The 19885-nt window shown below is 70.6% G+C and carries 12 protein-coding genes and 1 pseudogene; 10 read left to right on the top strand and 3 right to left on the bottom strand.

All coding sequences use genetic code 11. The features are described 5' to 3' along the window. Nucleotides 1-679: pseudogene (locus KGQ19_RS38505) on the bottom strand (hypothetical protein); the annotation flags it as partial. 87 nt (nt 680-766) lie between these two features. On the opposite strand from KGQ19_RS38505, the gene KGQ19_RS38500 reads away from it, so the two are divergent. Beyond that, on the top strand, nt 767-1759 hold the full coding sequence (locus KGQ19_RS38500; RefSeq protein ID WP_212018679.1) for an ArsR/SmtB family transcription factor: 993 nt from the start codon (nt 767-769) through the stop codon (nt 1757-1759). 89 nt (nt 1760-1848) lie between these two features. After that, complete coding sequence (locus KGQ19_RS38495; protein WP_212018677.1) at nt 1849-2499, top strand: TetR/AcrR family transcriptional regulator; 651 nt, start codon at nt 1849-1851, stop codon at nt 2497-2499. Between the two features lie 1755 nt (nt 2500-4254). Here KGQ19_RS38495 and KGQ19_RS38490 read toward each other — a convergent pair. Beyond that, nucleotides 4255-6474, bottom strand: coding sequence for a terpene synthase family protein (locus tag KGQ19_RS38490; RefSeq protein ID WP_212018675.1), 2220 nt, complete (start codon nt 6472-6474; stop codon nt 4255-4257). Nucleotides 6475-6717: 243 nt separating this feature from the next. Between KGQ19_RS38490 and KGQ19_RS38485 the strand changes: the two genes are divergently transcribed. Genes KGQ19_RS38485 through KGQ19_RS38470 form a run of 4 tightly spaced genes read left to right on the top strand, consistent with a single transcriptional unit; the run spans nt 6718 to nt 10089 of the window. Further along, nucleotides 6718-7011, top strand: a complete 294-nt coding sequence (locus KGQ19_RS38485; RefSeq protein WP_212018673.1) for a hypothetical protein — start codon at nt 6718-6720, stop codon at nt 7009-7011. Between the two features lie 11 nt (nt 7012-7022). Beyond that, complete coding sequence (locus KGQ19_RS38480) at nt 7023-8393, top strand: hypothetical protein (protein WP_212018671.1); 1371 nt, start codon at nt 7023-7025, stop codon at nt 8391-8393. 41 nt (nt 8394-8434) lie between these two features. Further along, complete coding sequence (locus KGQ19_RS38475; RefSeq protein WP_212018669.1) at nt 8435-9304, top strand: hypothetical protein; 870 nt, start codon at nt 8435-8437, stop codon at nt 9302-9304. A gap of 32 nt (nt 9305-9336) precedes the next feature. Next, entirely contained in the window at nt 9337-10089 is a 753-nt protein-coding gene (locus KGQ19_RS38470) for a hypothetical protein (RefSeq protein ID WP_212018667.1), read from the top strand. A gap of 140 nt (nt 10090-10229) precedes the next feature. Here the strand turns inward: KGQ19_RS38470 and KGQ19_RS38465 are convergent, their stop codons facing one another. Then, the gene (locus KGQ19_RS38465) at nt 10230-12653 is read right to left on the bottom strand and encodes a phosphoketolase family protein (protein ID WP_212018665.1); all 2424 of its coding nucleotides are present in this window, start codon (nt 12651-12653) and stop codon (nt 10230-10232) included. A 77-nt stretch (nt 12654-12730) separates the two neighbouring features. On the opposite strand from KGQ19_RS38465, the gene pta reads away from it, so the two are divergent. The 4 genes from pta to KGQ19_RS38445 all read left to right on the top strand — a co-directional run bounded on the left by pta (nt 12731) and on the right by KGQ19_RS38445 (nt 19849). Next, nucleotides 12731-14995, top strand: a complete 2265-nt coding sequence (gene pta / locus KGQ19_RS38460) for a phosphate acetyltransferase (protein WP_307856634.1) — start codon at nt 12731-12733, stop codon at nt 14993-14995. Next, entirely contained in the window at nt 14992-16134 is a 1143-nt protein-coding gene (locus KGQ19_RS38455; RefSeq protein ID WP_212018663.1) for an acetate/propionate family kinase, read from the top strand. The genes pta and KGQ19_RS38455 overlap by 4 nt, the downstream gene beginning before the upstream one ends. 98 nt (nt 16135-16232) lie before the next feature. Continuing rightward, entirely contained in the window at nt 16233-18509 is a 2277-nt protein-coding gene (locus KGQ19_RS38450) for a hypothetical protein (protein ID WP_212018661.1), read from the top strand. Then, a complete protein-coding gene (locus KGQ19_RS38445; protein WP_212018658.1) occupies nt 18506-19849 on the top strand; it encodes a hypothetical protein in 1344 nt (447 codons plus the stop codon). Before KGQ19_RS38450 ends, KGQ19_RS38445 begins: the two co-directional genes overlap by 4 nt. Nucleotides 19850-19885 lie beyond the last annotated feature (36 nt).

Below are 19885 nucleotides of genomic sequence, written 5' to 3'. Positions count from 1 at the left end.
GCGCCGGCCTGTCCGGCAGCCGCAGCCACACCGCCAACGCGCAGCCGGCGTTCAGCCCAGCGGCCAGCAGCAGCGCCGGACCAGTTCCCAGCCCCGCCACCGCTGCCCCGCCCGCAGCGAGCCCGGCCAGCTGTGCACCGGAAGACGCCATGTTCAGCAGTGAGCGCCCCAGCACATAGGCATCGCCGGCCAAGAAATCAGCGGCCAAGGCGCTCGTTGCCCCGCCGAAGACCGGTGCCAGGACGGCGACGGCAGCGACCATCGCAAGCTCCGCGGCCGTCGGCATGCGCACCGTCCCCAGGACCGCCGCCGCCGCGCAGTTCAACAGGAAGCCGCTGGTCAGCAGCGGCCGGGGCGGGAGTCGGTCGGCTAGGGCGCCGAGCAGCATCGAGCCGGGTAGCTGCGGCAGGAAGCCGACGCCGAAGGCCAGTGCGCTGAGCAGTGGCGAGTGCGAGGTGGTGAAGATCAGGACGGACAGGGTCGTGATGCGCAGCGTCTCGGCGCTGACGCCCAGGATCCGGGTCGCGAACAGCAGGCGGAACAGCGGTTGGCCGAGCACGTCCCCGTAGGTCGTGCGCTGGTGCCCCGGGCTCGGGACCGCGGTACCGGATGTGGCCGATGCCGCTGATGTAGCCGATGTCGCCGATGTAGCGGAGGTAGCTGATGCAGCGGATTCCATGCGGGCACAGTGGCCCGGCCGCCGAACCCGAGCGAGAGATTCGTCGCTGGACGTAAACCCGGCGCCCGCCGACGTAGCCTGGTCTGCGTGATCCGCTTCGAGGTCGGCACCGAGGACCTGCTCCACAGCCGCTTCGCCATCTCCCCGGCGTTCGAGCTCGATTCGCTGCTGCGCCTGCTCCACCGCGGCGGACGCCTGCCGGTGGCCTCGGCGTCCCGGCTGCGCCCGGCCTTCGAAGGCCTTCGCCGCCAGACCGAGTTGGACACGGTCCTGGCTCTGCAATCCGGCTGGATCGGCGCGGACTTCCTCGCTCCTCCCCCGGCCGGTCTGGCCCAGACGTGGGAGGACGACCTGGCGACGATCAGGGCGACGCCGCTGGCCCTGGCCCGAGCCGAGATCGCCGGGTGCCTGGCCGCGGGTCCCGCCCCCGACTCCCAGACCCGGGCCCTGCTCGATTCCCCGGATGCGGTCTCGCGTCTGGCCGAGGCGCTGGACCGGGCGTGGCGCACGCTTCTGGCACCGGACTGGCTCCAGTTGCGCGCCATCTGCGAACGCGACGTCGTGCATCGCGCGGGCGTCCTCGGCCGGGCCGGCTGGGCCGCCGCCATCGCCGACCTGCACACCTCCGTACGCTGGCACGACGACGGCATCGAGCTGTCGGGCACGGGAACCGAGCAGCAGCTGATCCCGCTGGCCGGCAACGGCCTGCTCCTGGTCCCCTCGGCCTTCAACTGGCCGCGCGCCGCCGCCTACACGTCCGGCGAGTGGCCCAAGACCCTGATTTACCCGGCCCGGGGTATCGCAGTGCTCTGGGAACACCCGGCGGCGCCGGCACCCGGCGCCCTGGCCGACTTGATCGGCCGAAGCCGGGCGCGCATCCTGCTCACGCTCCAGAGCCCGGCCGGCACCACCCACCTGGCGCGCACCTTGGGTATGACGACCGGCGCCGTCGGCGACCACCTGGCGGTCATGCGGCGCGCCGGGCTCGTCGCCCGCGCCCGCGACGGTCGGGTCGTGCTCTACGCGCGGACGGCGGTCGGGGACGCCTTGGCCGCCTTGGCCGCCTCGGCGACCGATTGAGTACGCCGTCGGTCGACTGAGGACACCGTCGGTCCAGGTAAACTGCGAGAGTAGCGGACGCCCGCGTCCACTTAGCGGAAGCGAGAACGATGCCCGGAGCAGCGACTCACAAGGAACCCGAGCCCCGGCTCCGCGCCGACGCCCGGGAGAACCGAGACCGGATCCTGGACGCCGCCCGCTCCCTGTTCGCCGAGCGCGGCCTGGAAGTCTCGATGCGGGACGTGGCACGCTACGCCGAAGTGGGCCCGGCGACCCTCTACCGGCGCTTCCCGACCAAGCAGGCGCTCATCGACGACGTGTTCGCCGACGAGGTACGCGCCTGCCGGCAGATCGTCGTCGACGGCTGCGCCGACCCGGATCCGTGGCACGGGTTCGCGTCCGTCATCGAGCAGCTGACCGTGCTGAACGTGCAGAACCAGGGCTTCGTAGACGCCTTCATGTCGGCCAACCCGCGCTCCCTCGCCCTCGCCCACCACCGCGAGGCACTCGCACGCCGACTCCGAACGCTCGTCACGCGGGCCAAGCGCACCGGGCAGCTGCGCCCCGACTTCGTCCTGGACGATCTGAACCTGGTACTGCTGGCCTGCCGCGGACTATCGGCGACCGCCCCCGCCAACCGAACCCTCGCCGCCCGCCGCTTCGCCGCCCTCGCACTGGACGGTTTCCGGGCGAGCGAGACGAACGGCGCTTTGCCGCGAACGCCCCGGCTGGTTGAGGAGGCGATTCGGGGGGCTCGGTGAGGGGTGCGGTGTGAGGGGTGAGCGGTGAGGGGTGCGGTGTGAGGCGCGAGCGGTGAGGTGCGGCGCGAGCGGTGAGTGGTGAGGGGTGCGGTGTGAGGGGCGAGCGGTGAGGTGCGGCGCGAGCGGTGAGTGGTGAGGCTAGGTGAGGCGTGGGGCGTGAGCCCTGAACCTTCAGCTGGTGCGCTGGAGCGTTTGGGGTTCGGATCTTTCGTGTGGTGGATTCTGGTTTGCGGATGCGGTTGGGTTGTGGTTATAAGGCTTTTTACGGCCTTCGGTCATAGTTGATCCGGTTCGGGGTTCGGGTCGGCGGGTGTGCTTGTCGGCTGCCGGTTCGCGTGTTCACAACCCCGCCCCACCTCAGGCCTCTTCAACTCCAGTAGGTCCGAGCAAGGGCAAGATCAAGAGCAAGATCAAGAGCAAGATCAAAAACTGTGATGAAGAGCCGGGCCTCCGGCGGGCCTCGGCAACCTCAGGGAAACTAGCGCGGTTCCCTCGGGTGGCCGGGTGAGTCTCAGCGGCTGCGGTCCCTGAGGTGGTGCGGTCCGTTCCCCACGGTCGCGTCGTCAGCCCGGGGGGTACAGCACCGGTGTCCGGGGGTAAAGTCCGCGCGCTGCGGTTGGGTGCCCGAGCTGCGGTTTTGTGCAGCGCGAACTTGACCCCCGGCCACCGGCGCTGTAGGCGAAGCCCTGCCGACGCGACCGAGGGGAACGAACCGAAAACCAGCCGGAAGAATGGCAAAGCCCAGTGGTTCGGTACCGGCGACCCGGCGAGTTCGGCCGCCGGTCGAGTACCTGGCAACGCGACAGTCCCAAGGTGCGCATTCTGGGCTGGCAGGTGCCGGATCGACTCGGCGACCACAACCGATACCACCGGGATTACAGGTGTGCCGAGACAGACCAGCAGGGGGCGGCTTATCACCGGCTTGGATCCTGTCCCAGCCCTCGACACTCACTGCGTGCACTGCTGGCCCCTACCGCACCCGGGCATGTTCTCGACTAACCGACTACCGGCCCCGCCGCCACAGCCATACCGGTGGCCGCATCGCCGACCCGCGTTGTCGGTCCCTGCGTTTTGTATTTCTCCGGCTGGTTTTCGGTTCGTTCCCCTCGGTCGCGTCGGCAGGGCTTCGCCTACAGTGCCGGTGGCCGGGGGTCAAGTTCGCGCTGCACAAAACCGCCGCCTACCTGCATGTCCGCAGCGCGCGGACTTTACCCCCGGACACCGGTGCTGTACCCATCGGGCTGACGACGCGACCGTGGGGAACGGACCGCACCACCTCAGGAACCGCCGCCGCTGAGACTAGATCGGCCACCCTAGGGAACCGCGCTAGTTTCCCTGAGGTTGCCGAGGCCCGCCGGAGGCCCGGCTCTTCATCACAGTTTTTGATCTTGATCTTGATCTTGCCCGTGCTCGGACCTACTGGAGTTGAAGAGGCCTGAGGCGGGGCGGGGTTGTGAACGCGGAAACCGGCAGCCGACAAACACACCCACCACCCCGAACCCCGAACCGGCACAACTATGACCGAAGGCCGTAAAAAGCTTTGAAACCACCAGCACAACCGCAACTCATCCAACAAACTCCAGCTCCACGAAAAGCTCCGAGCCCGAACAAGACCTGAGCCCCGAACAAGACCCGAGCCCCGAACAAGCTCTGAACCAGAACAGCCTTGGAGCGCCGTGGCTCAATGAGAGCCCGATGTCTCAATAAGAACCCGATGTCTCAATCAGAACCCTGTGACAACACCAGCCGTCACCATCAAGCGCCGCCACCCGGCGCCACCACCGCACGGCCCCCGATCCGCGTCCCGACTCCGCCCTGGGCCTGCCACCCCCAAGGCGACAACTGCCGTAGCCGCCCCGTTCGCCGCCGCTGTTGCTCCGCCTCGCCGTACCGCGTGGTCGCCTGGTGCCAGTTGTGAATCGCGACCAGCCAGTCCCGCAGCTCCTGGACGTGCCGTTCCAGCGCGGCGCGTGTGGCGGAGGACAGGCGCATCGCGTCGGCCAGGGCTGGAATCTCGACGTCGGCCGCGTGGTGGAACTGGTCCAGCCGGGCTGTCATCAGGGCGCTGACTACCTGGAGGGCGCGGTCGCGGTCGCAGTCGAAGAAGTCCTGCGCGACCAGTACCGCGTTGTGCACGTCGCCCTCGAACTGGATCTCCTTCTGGTACGAGTACAGGTCGTTCAGCAGGCACGCCCAGTCGGCCGCCGCGTGCTCCAGTGCCGTGACCGGGCGGCTGCGCAGCACCTCCGGCGGGACCGAGTCGTGGCGGACGCGGGACAGGGCCATCGTCAGGTCGGAGCCGAAGGTGGCGCGGCGCATCTCGATGTAGTCGATCGGGTCCGGGACCCGGTGTGCGGCCTTGTTGTCCAGCTCCCACAGCCAACTGTCGATCATCGTCTGGGTGCCGCGGCGCAGGGCCTCGCGGGCGGTGGCCGACACGTCGGTGGTCGATCGGCGCCACAGGTCGGCCAAGCCGCGTTCGAGTGCTGACACCGGGGCGGGCGGGTTGTCAGACATCAGGGCGCTGAGTCTGGCGTTGCTGAGTTTGGCGCCGGCCAGGTCTGCGGAGGCGCCGAAGACGGCCGGGTAGTAGTCGTCGGCGTATGTGCCCCAGGCCAGCCAGGCGGTGGCGAGGTCCAGTTCCTCCGGTGCGGCGTCCGGGTGGATTCCGGCGGCGCACAGGGCGAAGTCGCTGCCGATGAGGTGCTGCTCGTCCCAGATGCCGTCGAAGAAGCCGATGTGCCGGGACCAGTCCAGGACGTTGCGGCGGGCGACCGGCAGGTGCGGGCTCAGGCGCAGCTCGGCCGGGGCAGCGATATCGGGGATGGGGGTGGGGCCCACCGGCTCGTAGGGCGGGTGGCTCAGGCGTTTGAGGCGGGCCGGCATCGTCTTGGCGATCGAGGCGACGATGCGGGCGGCCGACGTCCCCAACCCGAGCGGTCCGGCCAGCGCGGGTGTGCTGGCGCTGTCCCCGGTCCCGTCCCCGGCGTCGTTCATATACCGCGACGAGCGCATGTGCCACTCATGCCCGCCGGACTGCCAGTCCTGCAGACCCTTGACATACAGCGTGACCTGCAACGCCTCCGCCGGGCCGACCCCGTGCTCGGCGAACAGCGGCGCGAGCTCGGTCAGCGCGGTCTGCTCGAACTGGTGCAGCCGGCTGGTGAGCAGCTGGTTGGTCAGGTCGGCGGCGGTCTGGGTGGGGCAGCCCAGGAAGCGCTCCAAGACCAGCACGCAATTGGCGTTCTCGCCCTCGTGCTCGACCTCGCGCTGGTAGGAGAACAGATCGTTGCGCAGGTGGACGGCGTCGGCGAAGGTGTCCTTCAGCACCCGCAGCGGACGGCTGGCCGCCACCCGGTCCGGCACCTCGACCCCGTTCGCGTGCTCCACGAGGTGCGCCGACCACGGCGCCCCGCCGACCTTGCGCCGCATCTCGATGTAGTCCACCGGGTCGGACACCCGGTCCTCGGTGATGTTCGCCAGCTCCCACAACGATTCCTCGAGCAGGTGCCGGTTGCTCTCGGCGAACCGCCGGCGCCAGTCCTCCGACTTACCCGGCACCGTCCGCAGCCACAGGTCGGCCAGCCCGGCCTCGACGGCGTTGGTCGGCTCCGGCATCGCGGCCGGGTCGCCGATCGGCATGAACGCCGGCAGCCGGTCCAGGTAGGCACGCGCGCCGGGCATGTCGCGCGGCTTCTTGTAGACCTCCAGGAAGTGGTCGTCGAAGAAGAACACCCATACGTACCAGTCGGTGACCAGCGCCAACTCCTCGGCGTCGCAGTCAGGGTGCGTATACGCGCACAGCAGCGCGTAGTCGTGCCGGTCGAAGTCGTCCTCGTCCCAGACCCCCGACCCCTCGATCATGGTCAGGTCCCGGGCCCACGCCTTGGAATGGACGCGCGCGTACTCGAGATACGGGTTCTGCCGCGCGGGGTACGGCATGTAGAAATCGGGCAGCTGGAACGGCTTCGGCATGCCTTTGAAGCTAGGTGCGGGGCGAGCCGGGTTGAAGGGGCGAAGGGGTCAAACCAGGGGATCGGGTGAAATCGCCGACGGGCCTTGACCCGCTCTCCGCTCACGGATCGCCCACGAGTCGGCAAATCGATATAGTGCTTCGGGTCTTGATCGAACACGACATTCGGGCGTCGCGCGTCACGTCATGACCGGGAGCACGTTCAGCGTGCGCGATGTGCGGTGTCCCACGGGGAGGGGCCCAGAGTGAGTGATCTACAGGTGAGCGCGGTGGTGCTGAGCGACCTGCGCAGCACCCTGACAAGGATCAGCGGTGACCTGGACGGCGCGTGCCGCCGGCTGCGCAACACCGACGCGACCGGCGTCGGCGCCGACCCCCTGGTGAACCGGATGCACGACTTCGCCGACGAGTGGCACTACGGCATCGGCCAGATCGGCCAGCACGCCGACGACTGCCTGAAGATGCTCGACAACATCGGCAAGACGTTCGACGACGCGGACGGCAAGCTCAAGGCCCAGATCGAGCCGAAGAAGGCGTAGGGGGACCGGCCATGACAGTCGCACGCAACCTGCCGGCGCTGGGCTTCGACCCCACCCCCGGCGACGTGTCGCAGACCCGTGACCTGGGTCGCTCCCTGGGCGACATGAGCACCGAGCTCGGCACCATCTTGTCCAACATCGCCGGCGCCGACCGCGGTTCCTGGCAGGGCCAGTCCGCGAACGCGTTCATGGACCACCTGAACAGCGACCTGAAGCCCGCGGTCCAGAAGTGCCACGACTCCTTCTCCCAAGCCAGCAGCCTGCTCTACAACTGGGCCGGGCAGCTGGAGGGCTTCCAGAGTGAGGCCGCCGCGCTGGAGAAGCAGGCCGCGACCCAGCAGGGCGCCGTCAACTCGGCGCAGAGCACGGTCAACGGCCAGCCCGGCAAGCCCGGCCAGCCCGCCGCGGCCTCGGCCGGGAGCGCGCAGGCCACGCAGCAGGCCGCCGACGCCACCAAGAACCAGAAGGCCCTGACCGACGCGCAGAACGGGATGAGCGACATCGTCAGTCGCGCCCACGACCTGCACAACCGGTTCATCGCCGCGGCCAAGGGGATCGCCGACCAGCTGCACCACGCCGGCCAGATGGCGCCGGGCAAGCCGGGCCTGTTCGACTCCATCGTGGACGGCATCGGCAAGGCGTTCTCCGGCGCCTGGCACTGGGTCCAGGAGCACGCCGACGCCATCAAGTTCATCGGCGACCTGCTCAGCGACCTGTCCGGGATCCTGGGCATCCTGGCCATCATCACCGCGCCGTTCGAGCCGCTGGGCGCGATCTTCGCCGCGGCCTCGGTGGCGACCAGCGCCGCCGCCTGCCTGACGCACCTGCTGGCCATGGCCGCCGGGGCGAACGTGAGCTGGATGAGCATCGGCGTGGACGCCCTGGGCGCCATCCCCGGCATCGGGGCGTTCGCCAAGGGCGCGAAGGTGGCCGACGGGGCGGTCGCGGTGGCCCGGGCCGGAGAGCTCGGCGAGGGCTTCCGCGGCGTGACGACGATCAGCCACAGCCTGGTCGGCCTGGGCCACGATGCCAGCGCGCTGAAGAACCTGTCCGCGTTCGGCAAGACGGTCGCGGTCTGGGGCACCAAGGCCGGCGGCTTCATCTCGCACGACGGCAGTTTCCTGGGCCGGGCGCAGATGATCGTCGAACAGGCCTACCGCCCCGGGCAGCTGCTGGGCACCAAGGGCCTGAACATGCTCGGCGACGGGGTGAAGGTCTTCGGCAAGGAGCTGCCCAAGTTCAGCATCGACGCGATGACCGGGCTGGGCCGGACCATCGACGCCGGCATCAAAGTGGCGCCGAAGCTGTACTTCCTGCCGCACGGCATCCACAACGACATGGAGATGAACGTCGGTAACCCGTTCCACGCGCTGTTCGCGTAAGGATAGGCGGGTAATCCCGCACAGAACGTTTGGAGCCCTTGATGGACTGGTACCCCGAATCCGACGAGACGCCGCTGTTCCGCGGCGTGGCGTCGTTCGCCGAGGGACGTGCGCCCAAAGTGCTGGACCGGCACTGGTTCCGCGACGACCAGGGCCGGGACATCTCGGCCGAGCTGCCCGGCTGGCCGCCGGCGCCCGCGCACGAGAAGCGGGGCGAGAAGGCGGCCAAGGTCGGCCGGGGCCTGGGCATCTTCGGCAAGGCGACGGCGGTCGTGGTCGCCGGGACCGTCGAACTCCTCAGTTCCGGCGGGGGTTCCAACGTCAACTTCAAGGGGCCGGACGGCGCCGAGCCGACCGATCCGGCGCTGGAGGTCGAGGACTTCCCGGTGATGTGGGCGGCGGCCGGCACGACGGCCCGCACCGCGCCGTTCCAGCTGGACCCGGAGCGGCGGCCCGACCGGTCCTACCGAACCGACCTGCAGCTGACCGACCGGCGGCTGCTGGTACTCGGCAGTGCCTCGGTCCAGCTGCCCGCCGAGGTGTTGTGGGATCTGCCGCTGGACCGGGTGGCCGGGGCTGTGCAGCATGCCTTCGCTACGCACGGCGCCGACCTCACCGTGACCTTCACCGACGGCTCCTGGGTCCGGCTGGACCTGCTCAGCAAGGGCAGCGCGGCGAAGGTCGCCGCGATCCTGAGCGGGGAGACCGAGCCGGTGGCGCTGAACCCCGCGCAGCAGGCCGCCGTCGACAGCTGGTCCTCGGCGCTGCCCAAGCCGGTGGAGTTCGTCGTGAACTCCGTCGACGCGGCCGCCGGGATCGTCTCGGTCGAGGCGAAGGCCCATGTCGGCAAGAAGGTGGTCAACGCCGGGAGCATCACCTTGGACGCCGAGGGCAAGCCGGTGCTCGGCTGACCCGCGAGGCTTTTCCTGACCATGGAGAATCAATGACCACTGAATCACTGGCGCAGTCCCCGACAGCCGGGCCCGCGGCCGATGCCGCTGTGCCCACGGACGCCAGGGACGCCGCGGACGCCGAGGCCGTGCGGGTCGACCTGGCGAAGGCGTTCGAGCGCGACGTCACCGGCATCCCGCCCCTGTTGTTCGTCCTCCCGAACGGTTTCCACGAGCTCCCGCTGCGATCCGACCCGGCCGAGCGCGCCGCGGCGGCCGAGGCGTTCGCCCGCGAGCTGTACCCGAACGGCGACGAAGAACTGTGGCGCACCAACGGCCCGGCCTTCGCCGCCATGGGCGAGATGACGGCCGCCACCGGCGTCGCCTACGCCGCGATGGGCGTCTTCGACAACGAGCGCGGCGGCGTCGCGACCGTCAACCTGACGATCGCCGCCACCGCCTCGGACCACAGCGACCCCGAGGCCGCCGCCCTGGGCCTGCGCGAGCTCCTGGTCCGCGACGAGTTCAACGACTCCCGCTGGCTCAACCTGCCCTGCGGCCCGGCCGTCTCCCGGATCACCGTCACCAAGTTCCCGCTGGACCCGGCGCTGACCGCCGGCGGCGCCCCGGCCGAACTGGTGCAGGGCCAGATCCAGGTCTTCGTCCCCTTCCCGACCGGCCCGTTCATGGCGATCGTGACCCTGGGCACGTTCAACATGGAGTCCTGGGTCGAGGCCAGCGAGATGGCCGCGGTGCTGGTGCAGACGATCACGTTCCCGAGGCGCCGGGAGGAGTACGAGGTCTGACGTTCCAGGCGGCGGCGACCGACGGCCAGCAGGTCACGTCCGGGCAGTAGCCGGTCGACTGATTGCTGACCGACGTGACTGACCAGAACCTACAGCGCGAAGCGGCCCGAGCCACTTGGCCCGGGCCGCCACCGGTCACCTCAGTAAGGCCACACCCACCCCGAAATCGCCGGATCATCCTCCCCGAACTCCCGTGTGTACTGCCGGGCCTTCAACCGCGCGTCCTGCAACTGCTGCCGCACATGTCCGGCGCGCTCGGCGAGGCCCGGGACCCGGTCGATGGCGTCGATCGCGAGGTGGAAGCGGTCGATGTCGTTCAGCATCGCCATGTCGAAGGGCGTGGTCGTGGTGCCCTCCTCCTTGTAGCCGCGCACGTGGAAGTTGACGTGGTTGGTGCGCCGGTATGTCAGCCTGTGGATCAGCCACGGGTAGCCGTGGTAGGTGAACACCACCGGTTTGGCTGTGGTGAACAGGGCGTCGAACTCCTTGTCCGTCAGGCCGTGCGGGTGCTCCTCGCTGCCTTGCAGTCGCATCAGGTCCACGACGTTGACCACCCGTACCAACAGGTCCGGGAAGTGCTGGCGCAGGATGTCCACCGCGGCCAGGGTCTCCATCGTCGGCACGTCGCCGGCGCAGCCCATCACCAGGTCCGGTTCGCCGTCGCCGTCCGTGGAAGCCCACTCCCAGATGCCGATGCCGCGGGTGCAGTGCACGATCGCGTCGTCCATCGACAGGAACTGCAGCTGCGGCTGCTTGCCGGCCACGATGACGTTCACGTAGTCCCGCGAGCGCAGGCAGTGGTCCGCCACCGACAGCAGGGTGTTCGCGTCCGGCGGCAGGTAGACCCGGATCACGTCGGCCTTCTTGTTCACCACGTGGTCGATGAAGCCCGGGTCCTGGTGCGAGAAGCCGTTGTGGTCCTGGCGCCACACGTGTGAGGTGAGCAGGTAGTTCAGCGAGGCGATCGGGGCCCGCCAGGGGATGTCGCGGGTGGTCTTCAGCCACTTCGCGTGCTGGTTGAACATGGAGTCGATGATGTGGATGAAGGCCTCGTAGCAGGAGAAGAGCCCGTGCCGGCCGGTCAGCAGGTAGCCCTCCAGCCAGCCCTGGCACATGTGTTCGCTCAGCGGCTCCAGGTCGCGGCCCTCGGCCGACAGGTGCTCGTCGTCCCACGGCAGGGTCTCGGCGTACCACATCCGGCCGGTGGCCTCGAAGACCGCCTGCAGCCGGTTCGAGGCGGTCTCGTCCGGGCCGAAGACGCGGAAGTTATCAGGGCCCGAACTGTCCCGCATGATGTCGCGCAGGAAGGTGCCCAGGACCTTGGTGGACTCGGCGCGCTCGACGCCGTGCCCGGCCGGGTCGACCGCGTAGTCGCGGAAGTCGGGCATCTTCAGGTCGCGCAGCAGCACGCCGCCGTTCGCGTGCGGGTTGGCGCCCATCCGGCGGTGGCCGGTCGGGGCGAGCGCGGCCAGCTCCGGCATCAGCGTGCCCGCCGGGTCGAACAGTTCTTCGGGGCGGTAGGAGCGCATCCATTCTTCAAGCAGCTTCAGGTGTTCCGGGTTCGTGTGTACCTCCGAGACCGGCACCTGGTGCGCGCGCCAGGAATCCTCGACGCGCTTGCCGTCGACGGTCTTCGGGCCGGTCCAGCCCTTCGGCGTGCGCAGGATCAGCATCGGCCAGGCCGGACGCGCGCCCTTGTCCTTGCCGCTGGCCGCATCGCTGCGGATGTCGGCGATCCGGTCCAGGATCCGGTCCAGCGTCCCGGCCATCGCCTGGTGCGCCGCCAGCGGGTCCGCGCCCTCCTCGCTGACCACGGTGAACGGCTCGTAGCCGTAGCCGCGCATCAGCTGCTCCAGCTCGGCCTGCGGGATGCGGGACAGGACCGTCGGGTTGGCGATCTTGTAGCCGTTCAGGTGCAGGATCGGCAGCACGGTGCCGTCCCGGACCGGATTGAGGAACTTGTTCGAATGCCAGGAGCCGGCCAGCGGCCCGGTCTCCGCCTCGCCGTCGCCGACCACTGTGCAGACCAGCAGGTCCGGGTTGTCGAACGCGGCGCCGTAGGCGTGGACCAGCGAGTAGCCCAGCTCGCCGCCCTCGTGGATCGAGCCCGGGGTCTCCGGCGCGACGTGCGAGGGCACGCCGCCGGGAAACGAGAACTGGCGGAACAGCTTGCGCATCCCGTCCTCGTCCTGGCCGATCGCCGGGTAGTACTCGGTGTACGTGCCTTCCATATACACATTGGCCAGCACGCCGGGGCCGCCGTGGCCGGGGCCGGCGATGTAGATCGCGTTCAGGTCGCGGTCCTTGATGACCCGGTTCATGTGCGCGTAGATGAAGTTCAGGCCCGGCGTGGTGCCCCAGTGGCCCAACAGCCGCGGCTTGACGTCGTCCAGGGTCAGCGGCCGGTGCATCAGCGGGTTGTCCAGCAGGTAGATCTGGCCCACCGACAGGTAGTTGGCCGCCCTCCAGTAGGCGTTGATCGCGTCGAGGTCCTTCGCGGACAGCGGACCCTTGGCCTGGGTCTGTCGGGAGAGCGTCGGTCGGGGTCGGGAGAGGCGAGTCACCCGTCCAGCCTGTGACAGTGGTCGCAGCCCGCGCCCCTTGTGCTGCGCCGGACGGGTCACGCTGGCATGATCGCGGTGTGGACGCACAGGACCGGGACCCGGACGGCGGCCCGGCGCAGGGCCTGTACATCGCCGCGACCGATGCCGCCGGCGGCAAGACCGTCGTCGCGCTCGGCGTGGCCGAGGCCATGTCCCGCCGGGTGCGCCGGCTCGGCGTCTTCCGCCCGGTGGTCCCCGGCGGCGGCGCGGTGGACGAGATCGTGGACCTGATCCGCACCCGCTACCGGATCGAGGAACCCTACGAGGACTGCGTCGGCACCACCTACGACGCGGTCCACCTGGACCCGGCGCGCGCGGTGGAGACGATCGTCGACCGCTACCGGGCCCTGGCGGCCCGCTGCGAAGCCGTGGTGGTGGTCGGCTCGGACTACACCGACGCCGCCAACACCACCGAGTTCGGCTTCAACGCCACGGTCGCGGCCAACCTCGCCCTGCCGGTGCTGCTGGTGGTCGGCGGGATGGAGCGTACGCCGCAGGACGTGGCCGCCGTGGTGCGGGTCTCGCGCCAGGAGCTGACGCGGTTGCACGCCACGGAGTTGGCGGTGGTGGTGAACCGGGTGCAGCCCGGGGATGAGGAGGCGGTGCGGCGGGAGGTGGCCGCGGCGTTGGAAGTGGCGTTGGGGGCGGCCTTGGGGGCGGCGGCGAACAGCAGCACACCGCTGGTCTTCACCATCCCCGAAGTCCCGGGCCTGACCGCCCCGACCATCCGCGACCTGGTCCGGGCCGCCGACGGCGAGCTGATCAGCGGCGACGAGGCGCTGCTCGACCGCGAGGCCGCCTCGCTCGTGGTCGCCGCGATGTCGCTGCCCAACGTGCTGGACCGGCTCACCGAAGGCGTCGCGATCATCGCCCCCGGCGACCGTACCGCCGGGCTCGTGCCGGGCCTGCTGGCCGCGCACGAGGCCGCCAACTTCCCCGCTTTGTCAGGGGTCTTCCTCACCGGCGGCTTCACCCTCCCGGCCAGTGTCTCCCGGCTGCTGGAAGGCGTGTCCTCGCCGCTGCCGATCATCGCCAGCGGCGAGGACACGCTGCCGACCGCGCTGCACCTGGCCGCGGTGCGCGGCGAGATCACCGCCGGCCATCCGGGCAAGGTCGAGACCGCGCTCGGCGCGTTCGCCCGCGGCGTGGACACCTCGGCGCTGCTGAACCGGCTGAACGTGACGCGCTCGGTCGTCGTCACGCCGCTGATGTTCCAGGCGCAGCTGCTGGAGCGCGCGCGGTCGCAGCGCCGACGCATCGTGCTGCCCGAAGGCGGCGACGACCGGATCCTGCGCGCGGCCGACATCGTCGCGCGCCGCGGTGCCGCCGACCTGATCCTGCTGGGGGAGCGGGAGAAGGTCCGGGCCCGCGCCAACGCACTCGGCCTGGACCTGGCCGGGGTGCGGATCGTCAGTCCGGCGGACCCGGACCTGGTCGAGGAATTCGCCCACGAATACACCGCGTTGCGCGCGCACAAGGGCATGACGCTGGACAAGGCGCGCGACATCGTCCAGGACGTCTCCTACTTCGGCACGATGATGGTCCACTCCGGCCGCGCCGACGGCATGGTGTCAGGGGCCGTACACACCACCGCGCACACCATCCGCCCGGCCTTCGAGATCATCCGCACCGAGCCCGGCGTGTCCGTGGTCTCCAGCGTCTTCTTCATGCTGCTGGCCGACCGCGTCCTGGTATACGGCGACTGCGCGGTCATCCCCGACCCGGACGCCGGACAACTCGCCGACATCGCCGTCTCCTCGGCCCGCACCGCCGAGGCGTTCGGCGTGCGGCCGCGGGTGGCGATGCTGTCGTACTCCAGCGGTGAATCAGGGTCCGGAGAAGACGTCGAGAAGGTCCGCGAAGCCGCGAGACTGGCCCACGAGCGCGACCCCGACCTGCCGCTGGAGGGCCCGATCCAGTACGACGCGGCAGCCGACCCCGAGGTCGCGGCCCTGAAGCTGCCGGGCAGCGCGGTCGCCGGGCGCGCGACGGTGTTCATCGTCCCGGACCTGAACACCGGCAACAACCTCTACAAGGCGGTGCAGCGCAGCGCCGGCGCGATCGCGGTCGGACCGGTGCTGCAAGGCCTGCGCAAGCCGGTGAACGACCTGTCGCGCGGGGCGTTGGTGCAGGACATCGTGAACACGGTCGTGATCACCGCGGTGCAGGCGCAGGGACCGGGCGGCGGCGCCGGTGTGGAGACCAGCCCGGCATCGAGCCTCGGAACGAGCCCCGCAACGAGTTCTGCGACCAGCCCGGCATCGAGTCCTATGACCAGCAGCCCGGAAAAGAGCGCACAGTGAACCAGGTTCTCGTCCTGAACTCCGGCTCCTCGTCGATCAAGTACCGGCTGATCGACATGGACGACCGGGCCCGGCTGGCCGACGGGACCGTCGAGCGGATCGGCGAGTCGGCCGGGAGCGTCGCCGACCACGCCGCCGGCATGGACGTCGTGCTCGGCGCGCTGAAGGGCAGGCTGGACCGCTCGCGGCTGGCCGCCGTCGGACACCGCGTCGTGCACGGCGGCGACCGGTTCCGCGGCCCCACGCTCATCGACGACGAGGTCTGCGACGCCATCAGGGAACTGATCCCGCTGGCGCCGCTGCACAACCCCGCGAACCTGACGCTGATCGAGGCGGCGCGCTCGGCGTTCCCCGACACCCCGCAGGTCGCGGTCTTCGACACGGCCTTCCACCAGACGCTGCCCGACTACGCGTACACCTACGCGATCCCGAAGGAGTGGCGCACCGACCTCGGCGTGCGCCGCTACGGCTTCCACGGCACGTCGCACCAGTACGTCTCCCGGCGCGCGGCGGCGATGCTCGGCCGCGAGCCGGAGGAAGTCAACATGATCGTGCTGCACCTCGGCAACGGCGCCAGCGTCTGCGCGGTCCGCGAAGGGAAGAGCGTCGACACCTCGATGGGCATGACCCCCCTCGAAGGCCTGGTCATGGGCACCCGCTCCGGCGACCTGGACCCGGCCGTCTCCGCCTACATCGCCCGCCAGAGCGGTCAGAGCGCCGAACAGATCGACCAGACCCTGAACAAGGCCAGCGGCCTGCTGGCCCTGGCCGGCAGCAACGACATGCGCGACGTCGACACCGCCGCGGCCAAGGGCGAGGAGGCAGCCCGCCTGGCCCTGGACGTGTACTGCTACCGCATCCGCAAGTACATCGGCGCCTACCTGGCAGCCCTGGGCCGCGTCGACGCCGTGGCCTTCACCGCCGGCGTCGGCGAGAACTCCGCGACCGTCCGCGCCGGCGCCCTGCTCGGCCTGGAACACCTCGGGATCTCGGTGAGCCCCAAGCGGAACGCGCAGGAGTCCAAGCAGGAGCGGTACATCTCGCCCTACTGGGCCCAGACCGCGGTGCTGGTGGTGCCGACGGATGAGGAGATTGAGATCGCTGATCAGGCGTTGCAGGTGTTGGGCGCGCAACCCTGACACCACGCAACCACCTCCGGCTCAGTGCCCCCGCCCCGCGCGTGCGGCATCATGGTCATGTCAGGCAAGCGTGCAGGCGGGAGGCAAGGCGGGGCGCGATGGAGAAGGAAGCCGAGGGCGGGGGCACGCCGCTGACGGTTCCGGACGCGGCTGCGCGGGTTCTGCTCTTCACGCAGGTCGCGCGGGCGGGGGATCTGCCGCTGGTTCTCAATGCCCTGAGTGCCGCGCAGCTCAACGCCGGTATCGTCCGGCTCGGTCCGCGCGTGCCCGAGGCGGTGATCGACCATGTCATCGCGCATGGACCGCACTCGGCCCGCCGGACTCTGGCCTGGCAGTTGCGGTTGCCGGCGCCGGGGCCGCCACCCGTCGTGCGCCGGGTCCTGCCGGGCACGTTCGGCCTCGTGCCCGAACCCCATGGTCTGTACGGCCACGAGGGGATGCCGTACCGGGACGCCGCGCGTCGCAGATTGCTGAGTTTCGCCGATCCCGACCTCGATCGGGCGCTGTTCGGGCGGCTGGAGCAGGTCGGGGTGGCGTGGGTGCGGTCGGCGATCCTGCGGGACCGGGTGGGGGCCGACGGGGAGGCGGTCGTGCCGCCGGATCTGCGGGCGAAGCTGGTCGACTTCCTCGGGACCGCCGTGCTGCCGCTCTCGCCGTCGCACCTGGCCGACACCGACACCGGCGATCCCGAGTTCGAACTGCTGCGAGTCCTTGCCGGGGCACGGGATCTGGGCCTGTCCCTGCCCGCGGCCCGGGTGCTGGGCCTGCCCGGCCCGATCCCGGCGGCCGAGCCCGGCTGGCGTGACCAGGCCTGGGTGCGGCGCTGGGACCGGCCCGGCGCCGGCTCGCGCCCGTGGCGGCTGGACTGGGACGAGGTGCTGGCCCTCGCGCAGGACCACGCGAGCGTGGCCGGCGAGAGCGGCCGCTACCTCGGCCAGATCGCCGGGCTCGATGAGGCCGCCGGGCGCGAGGACATCCCCGAGGACGTGCGGCGCCGGCTGGTCGCCGGCTATCCGCAGGCCGCCTGGCACGCCGCGAGGCCGGACGTCGTCACCTTGCGCCGGATCGCGGTGGCGGTGGCGGCGCTGCACCTGGACTGGGACGGTTTCGAGCAGGCCCCGGAGTTCGTCGCCGCCATCAGGGACCTGATCATCAGGGGTCTGGCCGCCGGCTCGCTGAGCGCGGACGAGGTCATCGAGTACGCCGTCCCGGCCGGCGTGGTGCTCGACCTGGCCTGGCGCGGCGCCGAGGAGATCCTGCCGGCCGCCCGGGGCCGCGCGGACCTGGCCGAAGGCGTGCGCAGCCTGCTGTACCAGCGGATCGGCGACGACATCCCGCTGTGGACCGCTGTGCTCCTGCGCTCCTTCACGTGGTCCGGCACCGTCGCCGAACTCGTCGACTCCACCGCCGTCCTGGGGCCCGAGCACGTCTTCGCCGACGAGGACCAGCTCGAAGAACTGATCGAGGACGTGGCCGAGGGCGAGTACCGGGACGTGCCCAGCGCGAACGTGCTGATGGCCTTCGCCCGGCCGCACGTCGGCCTGGAACTCCTGTCGGAGGGCCCCGGACAGATGAACGAGCTCGAACTGGAACTACTCAAAGGCCGCCCGCTGCCGCCCGGCCTGGTGGCCCGGGCGCTGGTCGCCAACCCCGGCACCGACGCCCGGCGCGCGCTGGCCGTCAACCCGGTGACGCCGATCGCGGTCCTGCGGCGCCTGCTGCACGAACCCGTGGACCCCAGGAACACCCGGCTGACCATGCTCCACGACGTCGCCGACCCCGGCATCCGCTGCGCCGCCCTGGAACTGCTGGAGCAGTCCGGGACCGGGTGGGCGCAGATCATGCACTTCGCGAAGGGGCTGGGCGAGGCCCGGATCTACCAGCTCGTGGCCGGTGCCCCGAACGCCGAGCGGCTGCACTTCCTGCTGAAGAAGTTCGCGAGATATCTGGGCCCTGACACCACCGCGCTGCTCTACGCCCGGCTGGCCGCCGAGGCCGGGCCCGAACCGGTCTGGGACGTGGCCACCGCGATCGGCGGGGTCGACCACGTGGAGCCGTTCGTGCGCGCCTCGATGGCCTCCGGCGACGCCGGGCCGTTGCTGACGGCCGCCGAGATCGCCGGGCACCGCGTCCTGCCGGGCGTGACCGTCCCCGATCCGGCCCATCCCTACGACCCGCACCCCGACGATCCCACATCGTGGCCGTTGGAGACCGCGGTACGGCAGCATCTTGACAACAGACCGGACCGATGGCGAATCATGGTGCACCGGCTGATGGAAGCCGGTCCCCTGGAATACGCGCAGCTAGTCGAACTGGTCGAGAAGGTCGGCACGGTGGACGACGGCGTCGGGGAGGCCGTGGAGGGTGAGCCGTGAACCGCGTCGACGACCGGGGGCGCCCCGTTGCCCCCAAACCCCTCCCGCCGTTCCCGTCGCACCCCACGATCGACGACTACGAACGGGCCCTGGCCCAGTTCCGTGAGACGCCGAACCCGGCGCAGTTCCCCTACCTGCGGGAGATCGCGCTGATGGGCGCCCGGCTGGGCACGATCCGCCCGGCCGAGATCGTCCGGCACGTCCGCCCGGCCGCGGTGGCGGTGACCCTGGTGATGGAACCGGAGATCGTGGCCGTCAGCGACGCCGTCGCCCGTGCCATCCTGCGCGGCGACAGCGCCGGACGGCAGTACTGGTCGCGGATGGTGCGCGACGTGGACACCACCCCCGGTTCGCTGGCGGCGCTGGTGAAGGCGCGGTCGGACTCCGGCCGCGGCGTCATCGCCCGCAGGCCGCCGGGGGCCCGGCAGCCGCAGGCCGCCGGAACGTACCCGGCCGGTCGCCGGTGGCGCGCCGCGAACGTGGTGCTGGCGCTGGCCCCGCCGCTGTCCGCGCGCGGGTTCCTGGCCTCGGTGGCGACGGTGCACAAGCAGCCGACCGGGGCGGAGCTGTCCGCGTTGCGGGAGCACGCCTGGCTGATCCAGGAGATGGCCTCGCAGGCGCCGCTGTGCCGGGAACTGGTGGAGCACGCGTTCGGATCGCTGGGGGACCCGGCGCTGCGGACGGCACTGCGGATGCGGCTGGCCGAGAACCCGTACACCCCGGACAGCGTGCTGTCCCGCCTGGTGCGCGAGTACGACACCGAGCCCGAGGTCACGCGCATGGTGCAGGTCCACCAGTGGGCCGGTGGGACGCCGCGGCGGCTGGCGTTCCAGGCGATGCGCGACGACCCGGGCGCGGTCCTGCAAGGGCTGCGGGAGATGCTGCGGATCTGCGGGGAGGAGCCGTTCCTGGCGATGGTCGACGCGGCGCCGCAGGAGGAGGCCGCGTGGGTGCGCTCGGTGATCGCGGCACTGGCGTCCGATCTGGAACCGGACACGCTGCTGCGGGCCTACCTGAGGCTGGCCGAGATGTCCTCGCCGGAGGTGGTGTGGGCGGTCGAGCTGGCGCGGTCGGGGTCGCTGGGCGCGATGATGCCGGCGGTGCGGGCGTCGATGGCGGACGGCTCGGCCGAACCGTTGGTCACCGCGGTACGGAAGACCACGGCCGGATACGAGCCGGAGGGGCGCAAGACGCTTCGGTCGATCCGGTGGACGGACTCCGTCGAGGCCTCGCGGCGGGTCCACGGTGCGCACGCGGTTGAGCAGCATCGGGTGGCGACGGCGGACATGGCGGCGTGGCGGAGTGAGAAGGCGCTCGACGATCCGATTCCGCTGACGTGACCGGGCTGACGTGACCGGGCGGTGGGTGGCGGGTGG

It is taken from the genome of Catenulispora pinistramenti (genome assembly GCF_018274385.1).
Lineage (GTDB): Bacteria > Actinomycetota > Actinomycetes > Streptomycetales > Catenulisporaceae > Catenulispora > Catenulispora pinistramenti.
This window is presented reverse-complemented; position numbering and strand designations above follow the sequence as displayed.

What these genes read in the sequence shown, in the direction of transcription:
- KGQ19_RS38495 (WP_212018677.1), top strand. Translation starts at nt 1,849, where the DNA reads ATGCCCGGAGCAGCGACTCACAAGGAACCCGAGCCCCGGCTCCGCGCC.
- KGQ19_RS38490 (WP_212018675.1), bottom strand. Translation starts at nt 6,474, where the DNA reads ATGCCGAAGCCGTTCCAGCTGCCCGATTTCTACATGCCGTACCCCGCG.
- KGQ19_RS38475 (WP_212018669.1), top strand. Translation starts at nt 8,435, where the DNA reads ATGGACTGGTACCCCGAATCCGACGAGACGCCGCTGTTCCGCGGCGTG.
- KGQ19_RS38480 (WP_212018671.1), top strand. Translation starts at nt 7,023, where the DNA reads ATGACAGTCGCACGCAACCTGCCGGCGCTGGGCTTCGACCCCACCCCC.
- KGQ19_RS38470 (WP_212018667.1), top strand. Translation starts at nt 9,337, where the DNA reads ATGACCACTGAATCACTGGCGCAGTCCCCGACAGCCGGGCCCGCGGCC.
- KGQ19_RS38450 (WP_212018661.1), top strand. Translation starts at nt 16,233, where the DNA reads ATGGAGAAGGAAGCCGAGGGCGGGGGCACGCCGCTGACGGTTCCGGAC.